Here is a 22,689-nt window from a genome sequence, read left to right on the forward strand (position 1 = left end):
GTGCCTCATAAAGACTGGAAACGGTTCGCAGTGATTGTAATTACTCCGTTACGAGTCGCGACTCTCCATTCAGTTAATTAGGCTATTATCTCTTCAATTACCCGGCCCCGTGTGATGGGGAAGGGGCGATTTTGAATGTCGTGTACTATCGTGTGACTGTCGTAGCCCAGTAAGTGGTAGACCGTGGCCAGATAGTCGGCGGGGCGAGTGATGTCGCTGACGGGTTCAGCAGCATTCCGATCCGAGCGACCGAGAAAAACGCCGCCACGAATGCCTCCGCCGGCAAGCGCGATCGAGAAGACGCGACCCCAGTGGTCGCGGCCACCCTTGGCATTGAATTTGGGGGTGTGTCCAAACTCGGTGACGATACAGACGAGTGTTTCGTCGAGCATGCCGCGCTCTTCCAGATCGAGCAGCAGTGTACTGGTGACTTGATCCATCACGGGGACTAGCCAGCCCTTGATGCTTTCGTTGTGCTTTTCGTGCGTGTCCCAGCCGCCACCGTTTGGCTTGTCCTTGCCGACTACCGACGTCCACTGCACCTGCACGAGAGAAACGCCCGTTTCAACGAGGCGTCGCGCCAGCAGCACACTTTGGCCATACTTGTGCCGGCCGTAGCGATCGCGAAATTCGGCTGGCTCTTTGGACAGGTCAAAGGCGTCGCGCGCCTTGCCGCCCGCCACCAGTTTGATGGCCTGCTGTTTGTACTGATCGTAGTTTTTGCCTGCAGCGGACTTCTCAATGCCTGCTACGTGATCGTTCAACTGTGCTAAGAGCGACGAGCGGTGATGCAGGCGGACTGTGCTCACTTCTTCGGGAAGCGCGCCGCCGGGAACGGTGAACTTTGGATCGTTCGGGTCGCATTCGAGGAGCCAGGGATCGTGCTTGCGGCCGAGAAACCCGGCGTCGGTGCCGGGCCAGGGATCTTGGCCGTTATTGTTGGCCAGCCGACGAGGGAGCGCGATCGAAGAAGGAATGCCGTCGTTCGATGGCCGTAGCGCCTGCACGATTCCATTGAGAGACGGCCAGTCGTTCGGCCTGCCCGGTGGGGCGTTTTCGCGATTCAGCGGCGCGTGGGGCATGCCCGTCAGCATTTGATAGCCGCTCGTGGAATGGGCATTGTCCCCCGTTACCATCGACCGAATGACAGCCAGCTTATCGGTCATGCTGGCCAGCTTGGGCATCAACTCGCCCACGAGCAAGCCCGGCGTCTTGGTCTGAATTGCGCCGAATGCTCCGCGCGTTTCTGTGGGCCCTTCGGGCTTCGGGTCCCAAGTTTCGTGTTGGCCAACGCCGCCCGAGTGAAACAGCACAATGACGGATTTCGCCTTGGCCGCCGGATTTACATGTCCTTGCGCGCGATGTTGCAATAGCGCCGGCAAGCTGAGGCCGCCGAGACCGACGCCGCCAATTCGCAGCATTTCGCGGCGCGACAGGCGGTCGCAATGACGTTGGGCGGTGCCTTCAATTCGCAGCATGGCAGGCTCCGTAATCCTGGAGAGGCAAATGGCAGGTGGGAGAGTTGGCAGGCGGGAACTCTGTTCTCTGGGGCATCGCTATTCTCAGCGGTCAACCTGCTTCATTGCAAGCAAGAAATGGTCGAGGCTGGGAAGTGACTCCCAGCCTCTGAAAAAATGGCCAACAAACGCCGATGAACCGACGGATATACCTGGGACTAGGAAAAGAACCGAATGAGTCCGGTGCGGTTTTGGGTCCGACCGCGATTGTTGGTGTAGGTATTCGCGGTGAGAGCTGGTGCGACCACGCCTACCGAATCGTCGTGATAGTCATGCTCGCCGTTGAACAACGCTCCGTTGCTGTTAAGCCGGTTGCCACTCGACGCGAGGTCGGCAAAAAATCCGTCTGCATCGTTGTAATACGAAGTGTTGTATTCAACGAGATTGTTGATGGCGCCCTCGAGCGAGATGCCCGATCCGAAGCCGTCATTTGTGTCTGCAGGCAAACTGCCGAATCCGTTGTACTGCGTCACATTGCTGCGCACGATATTGTTGAACGCGCCATCTCGCAGGCGGATGCCGCCATCGCCAAAGTTTTGCACAATGTTGCCCTGGATGAGCAATTGAGAGTTGTTGACGGCCACTGCGTAGGGCCCAGGCAAGTAGCGAACATTGATGCCCGTGTAGCTGCCATCTTGCAGATTGTTGCCAATCACTTGCACGTTGGTGCTGCCGCCCCCAAAGAAGATCCCCGAGCCACCCCCTTCGGCAGCATTGGTGAAGACATTCCTGAAGATATTCGCGTTCACCTGTGAATCCACCAGGTTGGTGAAGATCATGGTGGTACCTTCTTCGCCGGTGACTTGATCGCCGGTGATGTTGCCCACAATCTGCACGTTCGAATTGATCGTCGCGGCAACGGTCGAAATCATGATGATTGACGCGTTCTCGTGACCGTGAATTCGATTGCCGCTAATGATTGCATTGCGCACGCCGGCATCAGCGTAGATACCGTTGCCCGCAGCTGCACCAGCTGTGTTGTTATTGCGAATCGTGTTGCCGGTAACGAACGTCGTTTGGAGCGCACCCGAGTTGCCGGCCGCGGTATTGGTCGCGAGGGAAATTCCGATCGTGTTATCGACAATCACGTTCGTGAAGATCTTATTGCCCGTTCCGCCTGACACGACAATGCCTTGCGTATCCAGGCTGTCGTCAAAGTTGGCAATCGTGAAGCCTTGAATGGTCACGTTGCTGGCACTAACCGTAAAGCCGGCTCCCGTGGCGGGATCGACAATCGAGGCGAACTGCTGATTGAGTGACAGATCGTTCGGATTGGGATTGGTGCCAATGAACGGGATCGACGGAGCGCCTGCCCCGATGATCGTGACCCGTTTGGCAACACTCACCGATTCGTCATACAGGCCGGGGCGCACGATGATTGTGTCACCGGGGTTACTGCCTGTCGGCGTGGCGGCGGCATTCACCGCAGCCTGGATCGTCGTGTAACGGTTCGCAGCAGGATAGTCAGCGGCGAAGTTATCGTCGACGAGCAGCACCGCCATTAACCGGCGATCTTCCATCGACTCGATCACCGGGCGAAAGAACCGAGCGCGGGCTTGCTGGGATTGGCGATTCAAACCGAAGAAACGCTTGAGGGTGGAGAGCGGGCTGTGCATCAACGGGGATCCTTGGAAAAAGTCATCGCAACAAAAATAGACACGCAACCAAGACGGCAGCAGGCTTGGAGGCGCGTTCGAGAAAGACCTGCTAAAGAAGCCAGCGCGTTCGACCCTTAGGCAGAGTCAACAAGCTGGCAAAGTGGGTGGTGAGGTTAGTGGCAGGTTTGAGCACCGCTATGCAATCGTGGTGCCGACTTTGCTGGATAGGAGGTTTAGGCACGCCTCGCCTGCGCCGATGAGTCTGCCCCGGAACCACATTTTGCGGTTGAATCACGGCGCCTACGGCAAAGACAGTTCGCGTCGCTGCTTGTTGCGACGGGTGAGCTTCAGCGCGTTAAAGATTGGGCTGATTGCGACCAGCCTGACCAAAATATGTTCGCTAGCGGAGGTCCCTAGTCCCTCAGGTATGGGGAACGAATCCTAGGAACTGCTCTTGCTTTGAAAACGGTCGGTTACTACTTTCCGCCACTTGTGGGGGTCAACGGATTTCTGTGGGAATACCCTATGCTCCGCTTTTGGAATCGGCTGCACGCTTGTCACCGCTTTTGGCGCTATCGCTATCGCAGCGAGCGGCAAGAGATGTCGCTCATGCTGCAACAGGATCTCGCCGGCACAACCGTGCTCGACGTCGGGGCCAACCGCGGTGCGTATAGCTACTGGATGCATCGCGCGGTTGCATCAACTGGCCAAGTGATTGCCTTTGAGCCTCAACCCGAGTTGGCCGCTTATCTGGAAGATCTGAAGCAGACCTTTGGGCTGAAGCAACTGACGATTGTCAACGCGGGCGTCTCCGATCGGCCAGGAACCCTGACGTTCGTTCGTCCGCGAAATCACTGGGGAGGCGGCAGCTTTCATTTGCAGCCAGATCATCCCAACGCCGATGTGTTCGATGTTTCGGTCCTCAGGCTGGACGACTACCTCGCTCGTCGCATACTTCCCCCGGTGAAGTTCATTAAGTGCGACGTTCAGGATCACGAGATTCACGTCTTTCGCGGCGCTCGCAAGACGCTGCTGAAACATCGGCCAATCCTGCTGTTTGAACAAACCGATCGCTGCGTGCGCGAGGGGCTGATTCATTCCTATCTTAGCGGGTTGGGGTATAGCGGCTACTTTTTGCATCAGGATCGATTGACGGGGGTCGAAGAACTTCCCGAGCTGCGAGCCAGCATTCCGCTGCCGTATCTCAATTTCATCTATCGATTCGAAGAGCGGGCGGCATTGCGCAGGGCCGCCTAGCCCCCCTGCCCCGTTGCTCCTGCAGGCTTGTTCCTGGATAACCAAGCTGCTGATCGCTCCCCGCGATCGGTCTGGTTGCTCAGGAAAATCGACGTTCTGGAATCGACAATGCCCGCCCACGCTGCTTCGCCCTCCCCAGGCGAAGGCTCTCTCGCCCAAGATACAACCGCCAGCAAAGGTTCGTTGCTCGTCATCTTTCTGACGGTCTTCATCGACCTGCTTGGCTTCGGCATGGTCTTGCCACTATTGCCCCTGTATGCCGAAAAATTCGGCATCGCCGAGCATGGCTGGCAACTCGGCCTGCTGATGGCCATTTTCTCGATCATGCAGTTCTTCTTCTCGCCTCTGTGGGGCCGAGTTTCCGATCGCATCGGCCGTCGTCCGGTCATCATCATCGGCCTGATGGGTTCCGTCGTCTGCTACGCCCTGTTTGGATTCGCAGCCATTCAGCAAAGCTTGCCGCTGCTGTTCATCAGTCGCATGGGAGCGGGCATTGCTGGTGCGACCATCTCGACCGCTGCGGCTTACATTGCCGACGTAACGACGAAGGAAAAACGAGCCAAGGGAATGGCGCTCATCGGCGTTTCGTTTGGCCTTGGCTTTACGTTTGGTCCGCTGCTCGCTTGGGCAGCGTTACTCTCGGCAAAATCAGAGCCAGCGCCTGCTACTCCCGCAGTCGTCGCCTCTGCACCCCTGGATGCCGCGACCGATAGCCTGACCGTGGATTTGGATCCTGCCAAAACCAGTGCCCAGGAAGATCGCGAACAATATCAAGATGTCGCCCGCAGCCCCCTGCCCGGCTTCGTTGCTGCAGGGCTCTCGTTCGTGGCCCTTATGCTCGCGGTGTTCCTGCTGCCGGAGAGTTTGCGGCCGGGTGTTTCACATACTCACATGGGGCTGTTCGATGTCCGCGCGTTGCGAGATTCCGTCTCGACGCCAACGATCGCGGCGTTGCTGTTTACTTCGTTCTTAAGCGTGACGGCCTTCGGTGGCTTTGAAACGACCGCGGCCCTGTTGTTGAAAGACGAGACGCAGGGCTTCGGTATGAAGTTCGGCCAGGTGCCTCTTTTCTTCGCTTACATCGGCATCATGCTCAGCCTGGTGCAAGGTGGCATTGTCCGCCGGCTATCGACGCGGTTGAGCGAAGTAACGATGGCGGAAATTGGCTTTGGCCTGACGAGCTTGGGCTTTGTGCTGCTCACGGTCGCGACTCTGTTGCACAGTTGGCCGCTGCTGTTTGTGGCGACGGGGGTTTCCGTCGGCGGCTTTGCTTTCACGACCCCCTCGCTGAGCGCCCTCATTAGTCGTCGCAGCGATCCCGATCGCCAAGGTGGCATCATGGGCGTGAGCCAGGGCGTGAGTGCTCTTGCCCGTATCGCGGGTCCGCTTTTCGCCATTCCGCTCTTCAAGAGCGTCTCCGTTGTCGCTCCTTATTACGCCGCCATTGCCTTGATGCTGATCGCCCTCCTGTCGCTCGTTTTGTTCGCGCGACATGGCCGCGACTTCGGTTCGACTGCACCCACCGCTGACCATTAAGGGATGATCCCATGAAAATTGCCGCGGTCCGCACGATTCCGCTCGGGGGAGCCACGCACGATCATGGCTGGCCCGGCGGCACCGATCCCAACGTGCAATACAACACGCTGATCGAAGTCATCAGCGACGAAGGGATCACCGGCCTCGGCAGTTGCTACACCACGCGCGCCCTGGTCGAGGGTGCCTTGCAACTGCTCTCGCCTCACTTGATTGGTGAAGCAGCGGACCAACCCGACCGCGTCAGCGAGAAACTGCGCCAGAGCATGTTCTGGCTCGGTCGCGGCGGCTCCGTCGAGCACGCGATTAGCGGCATCGATATCGCCCTGTGGGATCTGTGGGGGCAAGCACTCGGTCAGCCTGTGTCGAAGTTGCTCGGAGGCAACTATCGCGACCGCATCAAGCCTTACGCTTCGATCTTGTTCGATCAGCCCGAGCCCCTGCGCGATGCCCTGCTGGTGCAAAAGGCCCGCGGTTTCAAAGCCATCAAGATGGGCTGGCGACCTTTCGGGCGAGTTAGTCGGCAGCTCGACGAACTGCTCATTCGCACCGCCCGCGAAACGGTCGGCGAAGATGTCGAGCTGATGGTCGATGCCGGCGGCAGCGAGCAGTTCTGGCCGCACAGCGTGAATTGGGCCCGTGAGACCGCCAAGATGCTCGGCGACTACGGCATCACCTGGTTCGAAGAGGCTCTCAAGCCCGACGACGTCGAAGGCTTTGCTCAACTGCAGGCAACTTCGCCGGTGCTAATTGCCACGGGTGAAGTCCTCACCCGCCGTCAGGCCTTTCAGCCGTTCCTACTCAAGCGGGCCGTCGACATCATCCAGCCCGACTTGACCAAGTGTGGCGGCCTGAGCGAAGGCCGCAAACTTGGCTGGCTCGCCTACGATCAGGGTGTGCTGCTCGTCCCGCATGGCTGGAACACAGCCATCGGCGTCGCTGCCGACTTGGCTCTTTCCGCCGCCTTGCCTGTTGCTCGCTGGGTCGAATATCAGACCGGTGTCCCTTACATCGAAGACATCCTCGAAACACCCTTCCAACTCGACGCCGACGGCATGCTGCGAGTTCCCACCGGCCCCGGCCTCGGCATCAAGCTGAACCGGGACGCAATTCGGGAACTAGGATCTAGGAACTGAGGAAAAGTAAGGGGCATTAGAAGCACCTTGCCAAACTAGTAAGATGAAATCCCAACTGCCTGTCTTTGCCTTTCCCTAGCCCCCAGTTCCTAGCTCCCAGCCCCTACCCTCCCCCATGCAACGCATCCGTGCCTTCATCGCCGTCGAACTTGCCCGTAGTGTCACGGGGCGGGCGAAGAGTCTCATTGAGAAACTCAAGACCGAGGACGTCGATGTGCACTGGGTGCAGCTGACGCAGATGCATCTCACGCTTAAGTTCCTGGGCAATGTCGCCGACGACGAGATCCCGAACATTTGCAACGTGGTCGCAGCGGCCGCGGCTGAAATCGAGCCCTTCGAAATCATCTGCCGTGGTCTGGGCGGCTTCCCCAATTCCCGCGATGCTCGCACGTTGTGGATTGGCATCGAACAAGGCAAAGAAGAACTCCGCGAACTGCAGGCCACGATCGACAATGCCCTCAGCAACAAGCTCGGCTTCTCCAAAGAGCAAAAGGGCTTCACGCCCCACCTGACCATCGGCCGCGTGAAGGGGGGCACACCCGAAGGGATGGCCGCCCTCGCCACCAAGTTAAGCGAGCAGGCTCAGTTCGATGCCGACCTGTCCGTCGTTGAGGAAGCCATCATCTTCGCCAGCTTTCTCGGCCGCAGCGGACCCACCTACGAAGCGCTCGCCCACTGCCCACTCGCCGACTAGTGTCGGTCGCACGGACGTATTACGTGAGCGGCGGCTTTAATCGCCGAAGTTCTAACGGTTTACCCGTTACACCTTCTCGAAAACCGCTCTAGATTGTTAGCGATGGAACAGAATCCCTACGAGTCGCCGAAAGAGAAAGGCGATCGCAAACCGAGTCTCCGGATTTCTGCGGCCGCCGTGGGACTGCTCGTGGCCCTGCTAGTGTTCGGGTTGTTCGCTTTGTGGATCGCCCTGTTCGCAATCTGCAGCATGATCTAGTCATGAACGACCGCGTAGCCCGCATCGTCGCTGTCGTCCAACTGCTCCAGTCGTGACATTAACCGCGTGTCGTAACTCGCGTGCCAAACCCGCTGCAAAGAACCAAAGTGTTCAACTTCAGGCCCTCTGGCCGACGCCGAAAGTGCGCCATTCCCGAGGAATACGCATGTTTTGCTCGTTGTGGGTGCCCGATTGTTGAACACCCCCCTTTTGCGGTCGGCGAGCACTTACGTCTATCGCAAGGACGATGACCAGCGTCCCACGCGGGCTCAACGATCAGTTTTCATCACCGCCGCTGATGAGTTTTTCTTCGACGCGGTCGGCTTGCCAGGCGATCGAAGTGACCACGCGGCTGACATCGAGCGGTGTGAGCGTGCTGGCCAGTTGGCTGTGCCGGACCACCACGATGTCGCCCGAAGGCGATTCCTCGACCGCGAAGGCGCCGTCGACCATTTTGGTGTTGTACTTCAGCAGGGCGAGTGCATTCTCGGGCGAGCAAGGACCGCAGGTCGAAGCATAGGCCACGACGGTATTGCCCCCGTGATCTTTTTCGAAGCGGATGGAGACCGACTGCTTCCGCAAGGGACCAACGGCCACCGTCACGGTCCACGGATCGGCTGCTTCGTTCAATTGCCAACCGGCAGATTGGGCGACATTGCGAATCACTTGCTTGGGGTCACTTCCCGCCGCAGGTCGCATGGGCGTGATGCCGCTCAAATCGGGACCAACGGGCATGCCGCCAGGCATACCGACCGTGGCGGACGGATTGGGATGCGACTGCGCGGGCTGCGAAAACTGGTTCGGGTTCACTTGTGGGCGGTTCGCCATGGCGTTTTGAATCATGCCGGGCAACATCACGCCGTAACCAGCGCCGAGTCCCATGCCGACGACACTGTTCGCCTGTCCGCCAGGATTGTCGGCGATCTTTCCGAGGCTGTTGGCCGCTTGATACACGGTGTAGGCCTGCAGGTCGCCGATCGCGCCCATGCTGCTGCGGGCATCGATGGCCTTCTGTACTTCTTCCGGTGGCGAAATGGCATTGATGAAGAACTCGACGAGCTCCAAGCCGTAACGAGCAAAGTCCTGGCCAATCTTCGAAGTCGCTCCAGCACCGATCTCGTCGAACTGAGCCGGCAGATCGAGCAAGCTGGTTTGCGAAGTGGCCAGCAGATCGGTCAACCGCGAGACAATCAGGTCTTTCAGGTACGACTGAATCTCATCGGTGGTGTACTTACCCTGCGTGCCGACCAGGTCATCGAGAAACTTGTTCGCGTCGATCACCTTGAAGGCAAACTTGCCATTCGCTCGCAGGCGGACGATGCCAAAATCCTTGTCGCGAACCGTGATCGGCTGGCGCGTGCCCCATTTTTGATCGAGAAACGTCTGCTTGCCAATAAAGTAGACCTGCGCTTGAAACGGCGACTTCTCCCACGGAATGGTGAGCATGCGGGTGAGCAGCGGCACGTTGAACGTGTAGAGCGTGTGCTGACCGGGGCCGAACTTATCGAGCGCCTTGCCGCTGCGAACAAACACCGCCTCTTGGTTGGGCTGAACGATCAGCTGGGCACCGAGCTTGATATCGGCCGATCCTTCTTCGGGCTCGCGATGGACAATCGTGCGATTGGTGTTATCGAAAAACTGAATGACTTCGAGTTGAATGCCCATGGTGCGCGCTCCGGCCAGAAGAGAGATTTGCCTTGCTTTCGCCCTTCGTTGTATCGCTCGTGGTCGGTGGGCGAAAGAGGCGTCAGCGATGGCCCCGCGAATCAGCACCGGTATCGATTGCGGCCAAGGATTTCGAGCACGTACAGATCCAGCGGGTGCGACCTCAGCAAACTCGCACTGGTCAAAACGATAGCGAAAATTGCTAGTTGCTTCAGAAACGATCTTCCATCGCACCAGTTGCCAATGACGATGAGCCACGCGACCGCCGGAATGAGCAGAATTGGCTCGAACGGAAACGCGGCGAATAGAAGGGCCAAACCAATCGGCGTTCCGAAGAACCATATGGCTGAACGAAGGCAGCGATCTTGGCCAAAGAACTCATGGTTCATCGCGGTCATCCGATACGCTGCAGCGACTCAATTGCTTGTGAAATGCGGCTCACTTGGCAATTCCTTGCTATCTGGTTTGTCCGTCAGTGAACGACAGACCAGGATGCCGGTAGCCAGCAAGAATCCCGGTAAGGCGAGCCACATGCTTACTTTAAGCCCAAAGAGGGACAACGCCATTCCTTCGGCGAGATATTCAGCCGTGGGATGCGTTATGCCCTGGAAACTTGAGACAATCCCGTCGACCACGCTCACCAGCCCGACAAAGACGGGTATTGGAATGAGCACCGCTAGTAAAGCCGTCAGAGATTGGTTTCGACAACGCAGGCAAACGACCAGAATCAGCACCAGTGAGATTGCGGCGACGACAGGCAGCAGGAACGTGTAGCGAATACCTAAGGCCTGAAAACTCCAAAGCCACCAAGGCTTGGGAGTGTTTGGCGGCAATTCAAAACCTTCATCCATGGCAAGCTCCTACAACGGAATCGAACTTCATGACTTAGGGGATTGGCGAAAACCATGGGCGAATAAGGCCGCCAAGCCTACGATGAGCACCGGCATAAAGCAGCAAGATGAAGCCAGGGCAGAGACCATCGCATGCGAAAGTGACTCGGCGATTTCCGACGCTCGCGCGCGATTCGAAAGACTCAGCAGGCTATCGAGCGAGGAACCCACCAAGGCCAAACATCCAACGACCAGCGGCAAGGGAATCAATAACAGAATGGCAGCGGGCAAGGCAGGGCCGCGACCTCGTTGCCAAAGGAGCGCGATTAAGCCAATCGCGACGAGTGTTGCCAGCAATAACAGCAAAATCGTGATCGGACCAAGCGAATGAAACACCCAAGCGAGATACGACATGCGCTGGATCGGTGCTTCAGCAGCCTCAATTCCCGGATCGGCGTTCATGGAGAGGCCTTTACGTGATTCGGAGAGTAGCCCGCAACAGACGAGTTGGACTGCGTTGTATGCGAGATCTGTTTCAAGGTCAAACTCGTCGTGCGATCGTGTTAACGCAGCGACACCATGCCACTCGCGTTGTAGCCGCAGAGAAGCGTCCAGCCGTTGCCACAGTAGGCGAAGCGGGGGCGCAACGAGGTTTGCGATTCAATAGTTGCCAGGAATTCTTGCACGGAGACTTCTGTCGAATTGAACCGTACGGCGGTCTGGCTTTGAGCAGGGGTGAGGGACCAAGAGACCGAGATGGGGCAACGCGTCCCACGCGAGGCTTCCGTGAATTGCGCTAACTCACCGAGCGTAAGGCTCTGCTTCGGCAGTTGAATCGGCATCTCATAGACACGCGCCATTGACTTGAAAGGCGCAAACGTGGCAGTCGTTAAAGTGATGGCAATGACCGCAGTTGGCATGATCGAAGCGGACCAACCCTGCAAGCGGATGGTTCCCCACAACAGGGCGACCGCCAGCAACACGCCGAAAAGGTTGATGGGAAGCGGCATCACTGCGATCAACACAGCGATGATGAGGGGGTTCAAGAAATGGAAGAAGGCGTGCAGCCTGGCAGTTCCGTATTGTTCAGCAGCGGCCATCGTCGCACCGGAGAAAGGAGAGGCCTTTTAATTGAACAGCGGAAAATCGGGTTCAACTTCTATGAAGTTACGGTGCGTTGTATGATGCACCCTGAACGAAGTCAAATTCGCCTTTCCAATCGTAAGTGCACCATGAGTTCACCCTTAAGCCGTAAATCGAGTCGCCCTGCGGGAGCAACGCCGCTACGGCTTGTCCGACTGTTGATCAGCTTGACGCTGGTCGCCGTGCTCATGTACACGATGTGGCAGCGGGGGCAGCAAGCTCAGAAGCCAGCGCCGCTGCCGCGAGTGCAAACCGGCGAAGTGGAAGTCATCGAGTTGCCCAAGGACGAAAGTCCGCTGCCGGAACAGGCAACCAAGAAGCCGGCCGAGAGTGTACAGACACCAGCCGACGAGCTAGCTGCGACTAGTCCCCAATTGGACAAGCAGCTTAGAACGAAGATCACCGGCGCGGTGATTCGGAATCAAGATGGCGGCGTGATCTATCGCGGCGATATCGACCTGACCGACACGCTCGCGCGCATCGCAGAGGGCGAGCGCGGCAGCCACAGCAACGACGGGACGGTGTTTCAAAATCGCGAGAAGCGGTTGCCGAGAAAGCCCTCGGGTTACTATCGCGAATGGGTGCATCCCACGCCCAAGCAGCGCGGCCCTGGCCCGCAGCGAATTGTGACCGGCAAAGAGGGCGAGATTTATTACACGCCGGACCATTACGAAACTTTTGAGCGACTCGATCAGCCTGCGGGAGAGAAGTAGTCCATGACTGAAGAAACCGAACCGACAAGCGAGCAACTGCCGGAAGTACTGCAGGTTGAAGATCCTCGCGCTTATGCTGCCGAAGCGAGAAAGAACTCGAAGAACCGCGTGCTGTGGGTGCCGCGGAGCGTGCGGAGCAAAGATACGCTGCTCCGACTCTACAGCGATTCCCTTCACTTTCCGCGTTACTTTCGTCGTAACTGGGACGCCTTTGAAGAGTGCCTGCGCGCGTTTGTTGACAAGCTCCCCGAGCAGGCTGCGCTCGTGATTGTGCACGAGCACTATCCGTTTGCCGCCGGCGAGAACTGCACTACGTACTTGCAGATCCTGAACGCCGCGGCCAATGACCGCACCGATGGCCGACGCGTGGAAATGGTCTTCCCGGGATAACGACTACGCGCGTTTGGCCAGGTACTGCTGCAGCAGTTCGAGTTCCGCGAACGAGAGTGGCGGCTCGATTTGCCGCGAGTAATCCAAGTTGCTGTAGCGACCTTTGAGATACGCCTGCTCGAGCAAGGGCTGTAGATGCAGCGTCACATCTTTATCGGTGGGACGGAGGGGAATGGCGATCGGCTTGAGCGCTCGCTCCATCGGCAGTTCGTAGTACTCGATTCGCGGCTTGCTCTTCGGCGGGCCAAAACGATGCACTCCGGCGATGAACGCTGGATGCGGCGGTGGCAGTTCCTTGATCCACGGCATGATGAGCCTGCGGTCGCCACCACGAGTCAGATCGATTTCGATCAAATGGACGGAAGCATGATAATACATTGCCCGTTTGTCGAGGTAAGAATCGAGGCCCTTCCCTTTCACCTTGTTCGTGGGACTGATCAACTCAATCACGCTGATGACTTTGTTGCGCGTTTTGGCGTCGACAATCTCCACGTACGTTTCGGTTTCCGGTAGCGAGAACTCTTCGTAGATCATGCCATCGGGAACGGCGACTTCGGTCTGGACGGCAGGGAGCACAGCCACTGCGACTCCGCCATCTCCCTCTTCCTTCACCAGCACATCGGGGTGCTTGCCGGGCGGGATCGGTTCTTCGTGGTCATCGAATTCCATCACCACCCGCTCGCCGATCCTCGCCAACAACTCCTTGGGTAGTTGATCTTGCAACTGGTCGGAAATGTAGCCGATGAGCCTGTGATGCACATCCAGCCAGTGCAACTCCAAGTAAGGATCCATGCCAGGGAACGGGCTCTTCATGACGGCAATGCTCGGCGGGGAAGTGAAACGGCCTTACCACCATTCTACTTCACGGAGACAAACGCCAGCAAATCGGCGTTCAGTTGGTCCTTGTGAGTATCGGTGATGCCGTGAGGCGCACCGGGATAGACTTTCAGCTGCGAGTTCTTGATGAGTTTGGCGGAGGCAAGGCCAGCGGCGGCGATGGGCACAATTTGATCGTCGTCGCCGTGAATCACGAGCGTGGGGACGTCAAACTTTTTCAGATCCTCGGTGAAGTCCGTCTCGGAAAAGGCCTTGATGCAGTCGTAAGTGTTCTTATGGCCGCCCATCATGCCTTGCAGCCAGAAGGAGTCGATCATCCCCTGCGATGCCTTGGCTCCCGCACGGTTAAAACCGAAGAACGGACCACCGGCCAGTTCTTGATAGAGAAGCGAACGGTCTTTGAGCGACTTCTCACGCAGGCCGTCGAAGACGTCAATTGGAGCACCTTGAGGATTGCCCGGCGTCTTCAGCATGAGCGGGGGGACGGAACTGATGAGCGCTGCCTTGGCAACTCGCTGCGTACCATGCCGGCCGATGTAGCGGGCGACTTCGCCACCACCGGTCGAGAAGCCGATGAGAATCGCTTTCTCCAAATTGAGAAACTCGATCAGCTGTGCCAGATCATCGGCGTAGGTATCCATTTCGTTGCCATGCCAGGGTTGACTACTCCGTCCATGTCCGCGGCGGTCGTGAGCGATACAGCGAAAGCCATTCGACGCCAGATGAAACATCTGCGCTTCCCAGCTGTCACTCGAAAGTGGCCAGCCGTGGCTGAACACGATCGGCTGGCCACTGCCCCAATCTTTGTAATAGATCTCGGTCCCGTCCTTCGTCTTGATCGTCGGCATCGTGGCTTCCCTTCGATTTGGCTCGTGATGATTCGTCCTTGGGTTCCTTTCAGGCTATCGCTAAAGCAGAGGCAGGACTATCAGGGCAAGCAGATTCAGGCAATTGTGCTACACCAAGATTGCAGCGATTCGAATCGTGAGAGGTTGTGCGGCAGTTCCGTCTGACCGAACTTCCAACACCGCAGGAATGTATCGGCGAAGCGCCGATCCCGGCGAACTGCTTCTTCTACGCGCGGGAAGATCGACTCGAAATGATGCTCCAGAAGATGTTCGAGCAAAATGGTCGCGATGGCATCTCGCAGATCATCAGAGTCGTTGCCTCCCCAGCGATGCACGAATTGCCAGATTGGCTCGGGTGCCTCCTCAATAAACTCTGCAACAGCGATAAGCGCTTGCCAGCGAGGATCTAGTCCCTCTGCCTGGGGCTCGCCAGGCAGCAGAATTTCGGCCGCGACAATCGCCTGCTTAACGCTCATGTGTCGATTCGCCCTGCTCAGGCTTCAATGCTTCATCGAAGCGAAGCCGATTGCCAAACGGGTCGGTAACCTGAACACCGATTGATTGGTGAAAGGTCTTCTCCAGGCCGGGTCGAATGTAACCATAGCCTTTGCTATTCAGCTCTTGGTGATAAGCCACGAGGCCAGACACACGTAAGAACACGGTGGAGCCGGGGCAGCAATCGCCGTGATGCTCGGACAAGTGAAGCACGCAGCCGGCACGTGAAATCTGGAGGTAGATCGGCGCTCGGTCGTCGAAGCGGTGCTCCCAATCGACCGCGAAACCGAGATAGTCTAAGTAGAACTCGCGGGCCTTCGCCAGGTCGAAGATGCGCAGAATCGGGATGGTTTGCAAAACCTGAAGTGTCATGGCGGGCCGTTAAACTTTACCTATGCAGACCAAGTTCAAATTCGCTTGCGTAATCGCATTTGCGGATTATAAACGGACTTGTTGCAGCCCTGCCAATGCATCGCAAACGTGTGCATTCTTTTCTTTGCAGGACAGTGCTTCCGCTCGGAACAGCGAAGACTGCCGAAGACTTTTGACATTGGGAGTCGTATGTCGCCATCGCCTTCGATGAGTACTAACCTCATTGCCTTTTTCACGATCGATCTCGCCGGCAGAGCCACTTCCTGGGACGAAGAGGTCGAGCAGTTGCTGGGCTATCGACAGCAAGAGTTTGTGGGCCTAGTCACCCTCAGCAAGATTCTTGCCTTTTCGCCCGAGGATGAGCGGGCGAATCGCAACGTGTTTTATCCAAGTCGCGCGGAGCGGCGGGTGGTGCGAGAAGAACGCCTGGCTGTTCGCAAAAACGGCGATCGTTTTCGTGCGGCCTTGGTCTATACGCCCATCAGCGACGACGAAGGGACCTTGCTGGCCTACAACGTAGTGCTGCAGCAGCTGGAGGTACCAGTGCCGGCAGTTCCAGCGGCATTGGATATGCGACCCGCCAATCCCGCGCCTTCGAAGTCGCTCGATCGGGCCCGGCACTTTATCCGGCACTAATATTTGAGCTTGCGCGAGCGGCCATTGTCATCCACCGAGTCGGAGTAATCCGGCTCGGCGGAGAGCTTCACTGGTAAACCGCTTTTTGCCATCAGAGTGATGACTTTCATCGCGTTCGGGTGAGGCTCTTCCTCAGGCATCTCGCGGTAGTACCAGATTGGTTTGCCCGTTGCTTGGTGAGTCGCAATCCGCTCTTCCAGCTGTGGGAGCGTGACCGGTACAGCTTCAGCGAAGACTTCGCCGGTCGAGGTTACTCGCAGCTTCAGGGCTTGATCTGCGCCTGGCACTGGTCGAGCGACTGGCTTCTGTTCGCAGCCCGCAAACAGCAGCCCGAAGGCGACTGCGCTAAGCAACAGTACTCCCCTGCCCTGCCCCATGATTTAGCCTTTGCTATGCGAAGGGAACTTAGAAGCAGCGTTCCAGGCCAAAGTTTACGCCTTGAGCCCAGAAGGATCCCTTGCATTCGCGATAGCGGGGATGGGGCGAACCGGTGAGCGGTCCCGGTGGCAATTGCGAGGTGTTTACTTCGGTGTCGATCAGGTCGCCGGCACGTTGCACGCTGCTCCACAGGACCACGCTGTAGCCAATCGAGGCTCGCCAGCAACCGATATCGCGGTTGAGCCGCAGGCCCAATTCGTTGATGGCCGAGAACTCGTCGGTGCGGCGATTGCCAATGTTGGTCGGCAGGGCCAGAAAGCCGAAGTTGTTGGTTTCGGTTTGCCCGTTGGCTGTGGTCACCGTGGAACCGGCAATCGTCGAGTTCATCCGCGTGGTGCCCAGGGCCGACTTGAACCACAGATCGGTGCAACCGAGAAAGGTCTGTCGCTGTACATTCACACCAACCATCAAGCCGTTGAAGTAGTTGGCCGAGTCGAATTGGTCGCGAATGGCAATCGTGGTGCCCACGGGTACAGGCGTCGCGGTGCCGACCACCGTCTCGCGTTCGCGAATGTTGATTTCGTCGTGCAAGTACGCGAAGCGATAGCCGATCAGCAGATCGACGCGACGGCACTCATCGCAGACCAGATTGCGACGATAGGCGATATCGCCCATGTGAAACGAAGTGCTGGTGTCGATGGCCAGCGCACCCGTGAGTTGATTCGGGAAAGCTACCAGGCTCGAATCTTGCAAACCGGTTTCCGCATTGAGGAAGGGGCGGGCAATGATCGGTAAGCGATTGCTATTCACGCTGTATTCGTCAGTGGCCTGCGACAGAAAGGTGTAGCTGAGTTCAAGGCCGTTCTGTTGGCAAGCATCGAACCACAAGGTGCCCGTGAAGCGACCGCCGAAGCGAATGTCGTCATTGAGATCGCCGCCGAAGAGAGAACTGGTACCGGCTTCGCCCAACACGCCAGCCTCGGCTTGTGGTGTGTTTGCTGGCGAGGTCGTGGCCAGCGAGGGTGTATGCATGGGGTTGGACCACCAGTAGAGCAACTCGCCCCGCACCGAGAAGTTCATGCACGAGAGCATGGGCAGCATCGGTGCGCACCATTGATCTTGCGGGTAGTAACCGTCGCCGTAGTTGGCGTTGTACATGCCTTCGTCGTAGTAGACTTCTGACGAAGGAACTTGAATCGCTTCGGGCGCGACGCCCTGACGGAGCGTGCGGGGTTGAACCTCCAGCATTTGATCGCTGGGTGGCGGTAACCGCTCGCCCGACTGTGTCTGCGGCGGACTCACTTCCTGAAAGCGAGCGGCAGGAGCGACGGTGCCTTGCGGTCGTGCTGAACGAGCAGCGACGGGAACCGGGCGACGCAGGTTGGGATTGCTGCGGACGGGAGCACCCACCTGGCCAAGAGCAGGAGCCAGCGATGCCGTAGCCAAGACGAGCGACAACAGGGCTGTCAGTGTCGGTCGAGTGGAGATCGCGAACATGCGGGGGGCTTTCCCATTGCGAGGCCAATACACCCGCGCGACCCCCGGCACGGAGATGATGTTACGAACCCTTATTTCGGCAGTTGCACAGCCGGCGTTGAATCTTTCCCAGACAGAAAGGCTTATTTAATCAGAAAACTTTACCGGGGCTTTCGAAGTGGGTGATAGCAGCTAGCAACTCAGGCAGCATCGCGGGCCGTGCGCACCCACTGCTGTTGGCGGCGCCACAGAAACGCGAGGTAGAGCGGTACTTTCCAGAGCGCGTAAAGCGGAGCCATCAGCAAAGCTCGCAGTGGGATCTGCTGGCGGCAGTGAATGGCCCAGCCGAGCAAGACGCTGCCAATAATTGCTAGCAACGATACGCCGGCGATGATCGCGGGCACCAAGCTGCCACCCAGACCAGCGGCGATGCCGGCCAGCAATGTGTAGGCAAGGGTCAACATCACCAGTAACGATAACGGTGGAATCGCCAGGTCGAGTGCGAGCAGAAACAGATCGTAGCGGCAGGTCTTCACGGCACGAGCCAGCAGTCGTGGCACTTGAGTCATCAGCGTCCGAAGGTGGCCGTGTTCCCAGCGCGTGCGCTGAGTTTTCGCTGCTGCCCGCTGTTGCGGCAGCGGACTGTTGACGCGCGCTGCCGGTAGGAATTGAGTGCGGTAACCGGCTACCGCCAGATCGATGCCCAGCTGCATGTCTTCGACCACGTTGCTACTCGCCACTTGAGCGCGGTTGATACGAGCCCAAGGCAAGGCCATGCCCGTTCCCGTGAGGTGCGTCATACCCGCTAGTCGCACCAGCCCGAGCGGCCGAACCAGGTTCTTGAAGCGAAAGGCTAGTCCCGAAACAATCTGCAAAGCGCTGCCGTTCGGATCGGGGTCGCACAGGTTCAAGCCTTGAATCGGACAACCGGAAGCGTGGGCGGCGGCAGCCAAGCGAGTAACGGTATGCTGATCAACCTGGCAGTCGGCATCGAGAAACACGACGACGTCCGGCGGTGCAGCGGCCAGTGATTCGATACCGAAGTCGAGAGCCCAACCCTTACCACGGCGCGATGTGTCAAACCGTTCGACAGCGGTGGCACCCAGTTCGCGGGCCATGGCTGCAGTCGAGTCGCTGCAGTTATCGGCAACGACGACCACGCGCCCCTGCGCGGGAATCGTCGGAAGTAAAGTCTTGAGCGTACTAGCGATCACAGCCTGCTCGTTGTGTGCTGGGATGAGCACCGCGAACGAAGGGACTTCGCCGGTTGACTTGGCGGTGAACGCGCGGCGACCGAAGAGGACGGCGAGCAGTACTTCGACACTGAACATGGCAGCAGGAATCGCCACCAGGACAGCGCCGGCAATCAGCAGGATATTGAGTAGCAGCATCGAAACCTCTCTCGACCACATTCTGAACTAGCGATAAGCCAACCACTGACGGAGCGGCTTCAACAAACGAGCGGGCAACTTCACGGTCGCCGCGAGCGGCGATTCGTGCACCCAACTGCGAGTCTTCCGCCAACTGTTTCGCAGCCAAGTTGCCAGCGATTTGCTGGCGACGGTACCTTCGATCACGGCTTGACTATCGGTTGCCAAATTCCACTTGAAGCGTTCATCACCCTTGCCGAGTTCAAACCGGCTAATCCCAACCGTGGGCCATGCTTCGGCCAGCTTGAGGAACTGAATCAGGCCAGGCGAGTAGGCCGACAGTTCACGGTCGTAGGCAGTGAACCAGGCATGCTGAATGTGTCTGCTACGGAGCGAATACGTAACCGCGACGATGCGCTGACCGGCACGCAGAACCGACATATAGCCACCAAACTCAGCGCCGTCTTTGGCCCACAGTTTTTCCAAGAGAGCTCGCGTCCAAGGGAATGCGAAAACATCGGTGAGTCCCGTCGCTTGATACTGGGCCGATTTCCAGGCTAGTAGTTGTTCGAATGCTTCCTGCGAATGACTTTGTAGTTCCAACGTCAGTTCGCCCTGTTCTCGCGCGAGCTTGCGGACCTTCTGCATGGTCTTGCTCACGATTTGCGAACCCTGCTCACGGCGTGTCTCGCACCAACCGGCAAAGCCATCGCGTAGTTCCAATCCGGGTGCTCGCTCTCGCTCTTGCCCCGGCGGTTGCACTTCGAAGGGCAGGAACGCGGCTTGCGAGGCGGGGACCTGTTCGAAGTCCCAAGTCGCCAGCCTCGCGGCTCGAATGATTTGAGCCGGATCGTAGATGAGGCCCGGTTCGGTGATGCAACCATGAAAATCGCAGAGCTTGCCACCGACCGGTTTACCAATGTTTAAGCGGCCACGTTGGAACGGCAGGAAACCCACGGTTTCGCCCGCTCGCTCGAGAACCGCAATCTCGACATCGGTACGCACCTGGCTGACGGCTTGCATGAACTCTGGTCGAAAATAAGGGCTGCTGAGCGCCGGTTGTTCTGCTTGCCATTGGCTCCAGCGCGCCAGTTCGTCCGGCGATAGGTTCGATGGCTGCTCGACACGAATCTGCAACATGCTTGTAGCAGCAGAGGGAACAGTGCTCGAAGCGGTTGTGGTAATGAGTTCGGTCATGTGGAATCACATTGGGCATCCTTGCCTTCTAGCGAGTGAACAAGTCGAAACAGTGTGAGTTTGTGATCTACGGCGGCGCCATTACTGAAAGCTGAACCAGTCTCGAACGCGGCGAATGGCCTTCAAGGGAACCGAGACAGGACCAGCCAGCGGAGTAGTCTTGAGCCAATCGCGCGTGGCCTGCCAGGTGCGGCGAAACAAACGCGAACCGGGATTCAAATCGACGCTCCCTTCGGCCACCTGATCGATGCCCGACGCGATGCGAAACTTGTAGTCCTCATCTCCCTTGCCCAGGTCGATGCGGGTGATGCCATGCTCATGCGCATGTTGTGCGATCAAATAAATCAGCGACATCCCGGGCGAATAGCGTCCCAGGTCGCGATCGTAGGAAGGGAACCACCAGTGCAACACGTGGCGGCAGTTCATACCTAAATGGGCGGCCACCAGACGATCGCCGGCATACAAACAAGTGAGCATGCCAGTCAAATTCGGATCATCCTTCTTCAGCAGTTCCTCAACCAGCTTGAGAATCCAGTCGATCGAGAACAAGTCACGAATTCCAGTGCGTGTGTACTGCTCGCTCTTCCAGCGAAGCAATGTTTCGAGGTATTCGCGGCTCGTTGATTTCCATTCCAAGCGGGCCGGACCGATCTCGCGCTCCATCTTCTTTAGTTTCCGTTTAATGGTCGAGAATTCCGAGTTCTCGGCACGACGTTCGGCTTCGTAAGCTGCGAAGCCACGAGACAGATCAACATAAGGTGAGTTGCCGCGCGTCCACATATAGGGTTCGAAAGCGACCTGCGAGGTGAGCAGGTGATCGAACTTCCAACTGCGCAGGCCGCTCTCGTGCAACAGTTGCTTCGGATCAAGCTGAAACTCGGGAGCTGAGATTACGGCCTGAAAGTCGTTAAGGCGACCGGCCACCGGCTTGGCCGCGCCAAGAGTGCCTCGCTGAAAGGGCAGCACCGCCACCACGCGATCAGCCTGTTCGACGACGGCCACCTCCACATCGTTGCGGATGCTGGCGACGAGTTGTGTGAACTCCGGGCTGAAGTAGGGACTACTCAGGGCCGGGTTCGACCTCTGCAAGGACCTCCACTCGCAGCACAGTTGTGCGCTGAGTTGCTGGCCAGGGACCACGCGCACACACGGGCGATTCACGTGCTCGCGCACGGTCAGAGGGTTGAACATGTTAGTAGTTAACAACGTAGCCATGAAGCGAAACTCTTCTGTTAACGAAAGCGGAGCCAATCGCGCATGCGACGGATCCAGCGTAGTGGACGTTCGGTTGGACCATTGAGTGGTGAAGTACGCACCCAATCGCGAGTGGCTTGCCAGCTGCGGTGAAAGAGCCGAGTTCGGAGCAGAACATCGACACTTCCCTCGGCCACAGGATCGGCGGCGGAGCCAAGGCGGAATTTGAATGCCTCATCTCCCTGCCCGAGATCAATGCGCGTAATACCGTGCTCACTCGCCTGTTGGGCGAACCGATAAATCAGGGCGAGACCAGGCGAATAGCGGACGAAGTCGCGATTGAACGAAGGGAGCCACCAATGCATGACATTCCGCGAACGCATGCCGACATGCGCGGCCAGCAGCTGATCGCCGGCATGCAAGCAGCTAAAGAGGCCGGCAAACTCGGTTCCGTTTTGTTCAAGCAGCTTGGCGAAGAAGTCACGGATCCAGGCAAACGACAGCAGGTCGCGAAGTCCCGTGCGTGCAAACTGCGCGCTCTTCCATTGAAACAAGGTTTGCAGATTCTCGGCGCTCGTGGAGTGCCATTCGAAACGAACCGGCCCCACTTCTCGTTCGAGCTTGCGCAGCTTGCGCGCGATCATCGGCAGTTCGGAATTGCGCTGGCGTCGTTCGGCCAGATAATCGCTAAATCCTGCCGATAGATCGATGTACGGCGAAAGCCCATGCGTCCACATGAAGGGCTGAAAGTACGTTTGCGATTCGATGAGGTGATCGAATCGCCACGAGCTGAGCCCGCACTGGTGCAGCAACTGGATGGGGTCGCAAGCAAAGTCTGGACCAACGATCAGCCCGTGAAAGTCGGTGAGCCTGCCAGCGACCGGTTGAGCATTCGCCCAGCGGCCCCGTTGATACGGAAAGAAGCCGACGATTTGATTGTCACGTTCGAGAACCGCCACTTCGACATCAGTACGAACCGCAGCAACGGTCTGTGTGAACTCGGGGCAGAAATAAGGGCTGCCTAGCGTCGGATTCGAAGACTGAATTTGTGACCAATGCGCGCACAGATCGGCAGACAGCTCCCTTCCGGGGACGACTCGTACTTTCAAAATGTCGTCCATGGGTCAGGAACTCGGAAGGCGAAACGCGACA

24 protein-coding genes are annotated in these 22,689 nt (G+C 58.0%); 8 read left to right on the forward strand and 16 right to left on the reverse strand.

Annotated elements, in window-relative coordinates; translation table 11 throughout:
* Window positions 1-77 precede the first annotated feature (77 nt).
* Window positions 78-1,478, reverse strand: coding sequence for a DUF1501 domain-containing protein (locus tag NA78x_RS11320; RefSeq protein WP_425618555.1), 1,401 nt, complete (start codon window positions 1,476-1,478; stop codon window positions 78-80).
* Between the two features lie 197 nt (window positions 1,479-1,675).
* A complete protein-coding gene (locus NA78x_RS11325; protein WP_425618556.1) occupies window positions 1,676-3,133 on the reverse strand; it encodes a right-handed parallel beta-helix repeat-containing protein in 1,458 nt (485 codons plus the stop codon).
* Between the two features lie 507 nt (window positions 3,134-3,640).
* Between NA78x_RS11325 and NA78x_RS11330 the strand changes: the two genes are divergently transcribed.
* The 5 genes from NA78x_RS11330 (at window position 3,641) to NA78x_RS11350 (ending at window position 7,993) form a co-directional block, all read left to right on the forward strand.
* Entirely contained in the window at window positions 3,641-4,372 is a 732-nt protein-coding gene (locus tag NA78x_RS11330) for an FkbM family methyltransferase (RefSeq protein WP_425618557.1), read from the forward strand.
* Between the two features lie 108 nt (window positions 4,373-4,480).
* Window positions 4,481-5,908 carry an MFS transporter gene (locus tag NA78x_RS11335; protein ID WP_425618558.1) on the forward strand — a complete coding sequence of 476 codons (1,428 nt, stop codon included), beginning with the start codon at window positions 4,481-4,483 and terminating at the stop codon, window positions 5,906-5,908.
* A gap of 11 nt (window positions 5,909-5,919) precedes the next feature.
* Entirely contained in the window at window positions 5,920-7,041 is a 1,122-nt protein-coding gene (locus NA78x_RS11340) for a mandelate racemase/muconate lactonizing enzyme family protein (RefSeq protein ID WP_425618559.1), read from the forward strand.
* 115 nt (window positions 7,042-7,156) lie between these two features.
* Window positions 7,157-7,735 (forward strand): RNA 2',3'-cyclic phosphodiesterase, encoded by a 579-nt coding sequence (thpR, locus tag NA78x_RS11345; RefSeq protein ID WP_425618560.1) that lies wholly within the window; start codon window positions 7,157-7,159, stop codon window positions 7,733-7,735.
* Window positions 7,736-7,837: 102 nt separating this feature from the next.
* On the forward strand, window positions 7,838-7,993 hold the full coding sequence (locus tag NA78x_RS11350; RefSeq protein ID WP_425618561.1) for a hypothetical protein: 156 nt from the start codon (window positions 7,838-7,840) through the stop codon (window positions 7,991-7,993).
* A 276-nt stretch (window positions 7,994-8,269) separates the two neighbouring features.
* Here the strand turns inward: NA78x_RS11350 and NA78x_RS11355 are convergent, their stop codons facing one another.
* From NA78x_RS11355 to NA78x_RS11370, 4 genes are all read right to left on the reverse strand, one after another.
* Window positions 8,270-9,658 carry an SPFH domain-containing protein gene (locus NA78x_RS11355; RefSeq protein WP_425618562.1) on the reverse strand — a complete coding sequence of 463 codons (1,389 nt, stop codon included), beginning with the start codon at window positions 9,656-9,658 and terminating at the stop codon, window positions 8,270-8,272.
* A gap of 416 nt (window positions 9,659-10,074) precedes the next feature.
* Window positions 10,075-10,509: a hypothetical protein gene (locus NA78x_RS11360; protein ID WP_425618563.1), complete on the reverse strand. Its 435-nt coding sequence runs from the start codon at window positions 10,507-10,509 to the stop codon at window positions 10,075-10,077.
* Window positions 10,510-10,536: 27 nt separating this feature from the next.
* On the reverse strand, window positions 10,537-10,950 hold the full coding sequence (locus NA78x_RS11365) for a hypothetical protein (RefSeq protein WP_425618564.1): 414 nt from the start codon (window positions 10,948-10,950) through the stop codon (window positions 10,537-10,539).
* 101 nt (window positions 10,951-11,051) lie between these two features.
* A complete protein-coding gene (locus NA78x_RS11370) occupies window positions 11,052-11,588 on the reverse strand; it encodes a hypothetical protein (RefSeq protein ID WP_425618565.1) in 537 nt (178 codons plus the stop codon).
* A gap of 132 nt (window positions 11,589-11,720) precedes the next feature.
* On the opposite strand from NA78x_RS11370, the gene NA78x_RS11375 reads away from it, so the two are divergent.
* Window positions 11,721-12,344 carry a ribonuclease domain-containing protein gene (locus tag NA78x_RS11375; RefSeq protein ID WP_425618566.1) on the forward strand — a complete coding sequence of 208 codons (624 nt, stop codon included), beginning with the start codon at window positions 11,721-11,723 and terminating at the stop codon, window positions 12,342-12,344.
* 3 nt (window positions 12,345-12,347) lie between these two features.
* Window positions 12,348-12,734 carry a barstar family protein gene (locus NA78x_RS11380; protein WP_425618567.1) on the forward strand — a complete coding sequence of 129 codons (387 nt, stop codon included), beginning with the start codon at window positions 12,348-12,350 and terminating at the stop codon, window positions 12,732-12,734.
* Between the two features lie 3 nt (window positions 12,735-12,737).
* Here NA78x_RS11380 and NA78x_RS11385 read toward each other — a convergent pair whose 3' ends face one another.
* From NA78x_RS11385 to NA78x_RS11400, 4 genes are all read right to left on the reverse strand, one after another.
* The gene (locus NA78x_RS11385) at window positions 12,738-13,547 is read right to left on the reverse strand and encodes a DUF4058 family protein (protein ID WP_425618568.1); all 810 of its coding nucleotides are present in this window, start codon (window positions 13,545-13,547) and stop codon (window positions 12,738-12,740) included.
* Between the two features lie 44 nt (window positions 13,548-13,591).
* Window positions 13,592-14,419 (reverse strand): alpha/beta fold hydrolase, encoded by an 828-nt coding sequence (locus NA78x_RS11390; RefSeq protein WP_425618569.1) that lies wholly within the window; start codon window positions 14,417-14,419, stop codon window positions 13,592-13,594.
* 95 nt (window positions 14,420-14,514) lie between these two features.
* On the reverse strand, window positions 14,515-14,895 hold the full coding sequence (locus NA78x_RS11395) for a hypothetical protein (protein WP_425618570.1): 381 nt from the start codon (window positions 14,893-14,895) through the stop codon (window positions 14,515-14,517).
* Window positions 14,885-15,286 carry a glyoxalase superfamily protein gene (locus NA78x_RS11400; RefSeq protein WP_425618571.1) on the reverse strand — a complete coding sequence of 134 codons (402 nt, stop codon included), beginning with the start codon at window positions 15,284-15,286 and terminating at the stop codon, window positions 14,885-14,887. The genes NA78x_RS11395 and NA78x_RS11400 overlap by 11 nt, the downstream gene beginning before the upstream one ends.
* Before the next feature lie 207 nt (window positions 15,287-15,493).
* Here NA78x_RS11400 and NA78x_RS11405 point away from each other — a divergent pair, with 207 nt between their 5' ends.
* Window positions 15,494-15,922: a PAS domain S-box protein gene (locus NA78x_RS11405; RefSeq protein WP_425618572.1), complete on the forward strand. Its 429-nt coding sequence runs from the start codon at window positions 15,494-15,496 to the stop codon at window positions 15,920-15,922.
* Here the strand turns inward: NA78x_RS11405 and NA78x_RS11410 are convergent.
* From NA78x_RS11410 to NA78x_RS11435, 6 genes are all read right to left on the reverse strand, one after another.
* Window positions 15,919-16,275: a hypothetical protein gene (locus NA78x_RS11410; protein ID WP_425618573.1), complete on the reverse strand. Its 357-nt coding sequence runs from the start codon at window positions 16,273-16,275 to the stop codon at window positions 15,919-15,921. The genes NA78x_RS11405 and NA78x_RS11410 overlap by 4 nt on opposite strands.
* 52 nt (window positions 16,276-16,327) lie before the next feature.
* Window positions 16,328-17,797, reverse strand: a complete 1,470-nt coding sequence (locus NA78x_RS11415; RefSeq protein ID WP_425618574.1) for a BBP7 family outer membrane beta-barrel protein — start codon at window positions 17,795-17,797, stop codon at window positions 16,328-16,330.
* A gap of 179 nt (window positions 17,798-17,976) precedes the next feature.
* The gene (locus NA78x_RS11420) at window positions 17,977-19,167 is read right to left on the reverse strand and encodes a glycosyltransferase family 2 protein (RefSeq protein ID WP_425618575.1); all 1,191 of its coding nucleotides are present in this window, start codon (window positions 19,165-19,167) and stop codon (window positions 17,977-17,979) included.
* Window positions 19,168-19,194: 27 nt separating this feature from the next.
* Entirely contained in the window at window positions 19,195-20,343 is a 1,149-nt protein-coding gene (locus tag NA78x_RS11425; protein WP_425618576.1) for a GNAT family N-acetyltransferase, read from the reverse strand.
* A gap of 81 nt (window positions 20,344-20,424) precedes the next feature.
* Entirely contained in the window at window positions 20,425-21,558 is a 1,134-nt protein-coding gene (locus tag NA78x_RS11430) for a GNAT family N-acetyltransferase (RefSeq protein ID WP_425618577.1), read from the reverse strand.
* A gap of 17 nt (window positions 21,559-21,575) precedes the next feature.
* Window positions 21,576-22,658 carry a GNAT family N-acetyltransferase gene (locus tag NA78x_RS11435; RefSeq protein WP_425618578.1) on the reverse strand — a complete coding sequence of 361 codons (1,083 nt, stop codon included), beginning with the start codon at window positions 22,656-22,658 and terminating at the stop codon, window positions 21,576-21,578.
* Window positions 22,659-22,689 lie beyond the last annotated feature (31 nt).

It is taken from the genome of Anatilimnocola aquadivae (assembly GCF_049819085.1).
GTDB lineage: Bacteria > Planctomycetota > Planctomycetia > Pirellulales > Pirellulaceae > Anatilimnocola.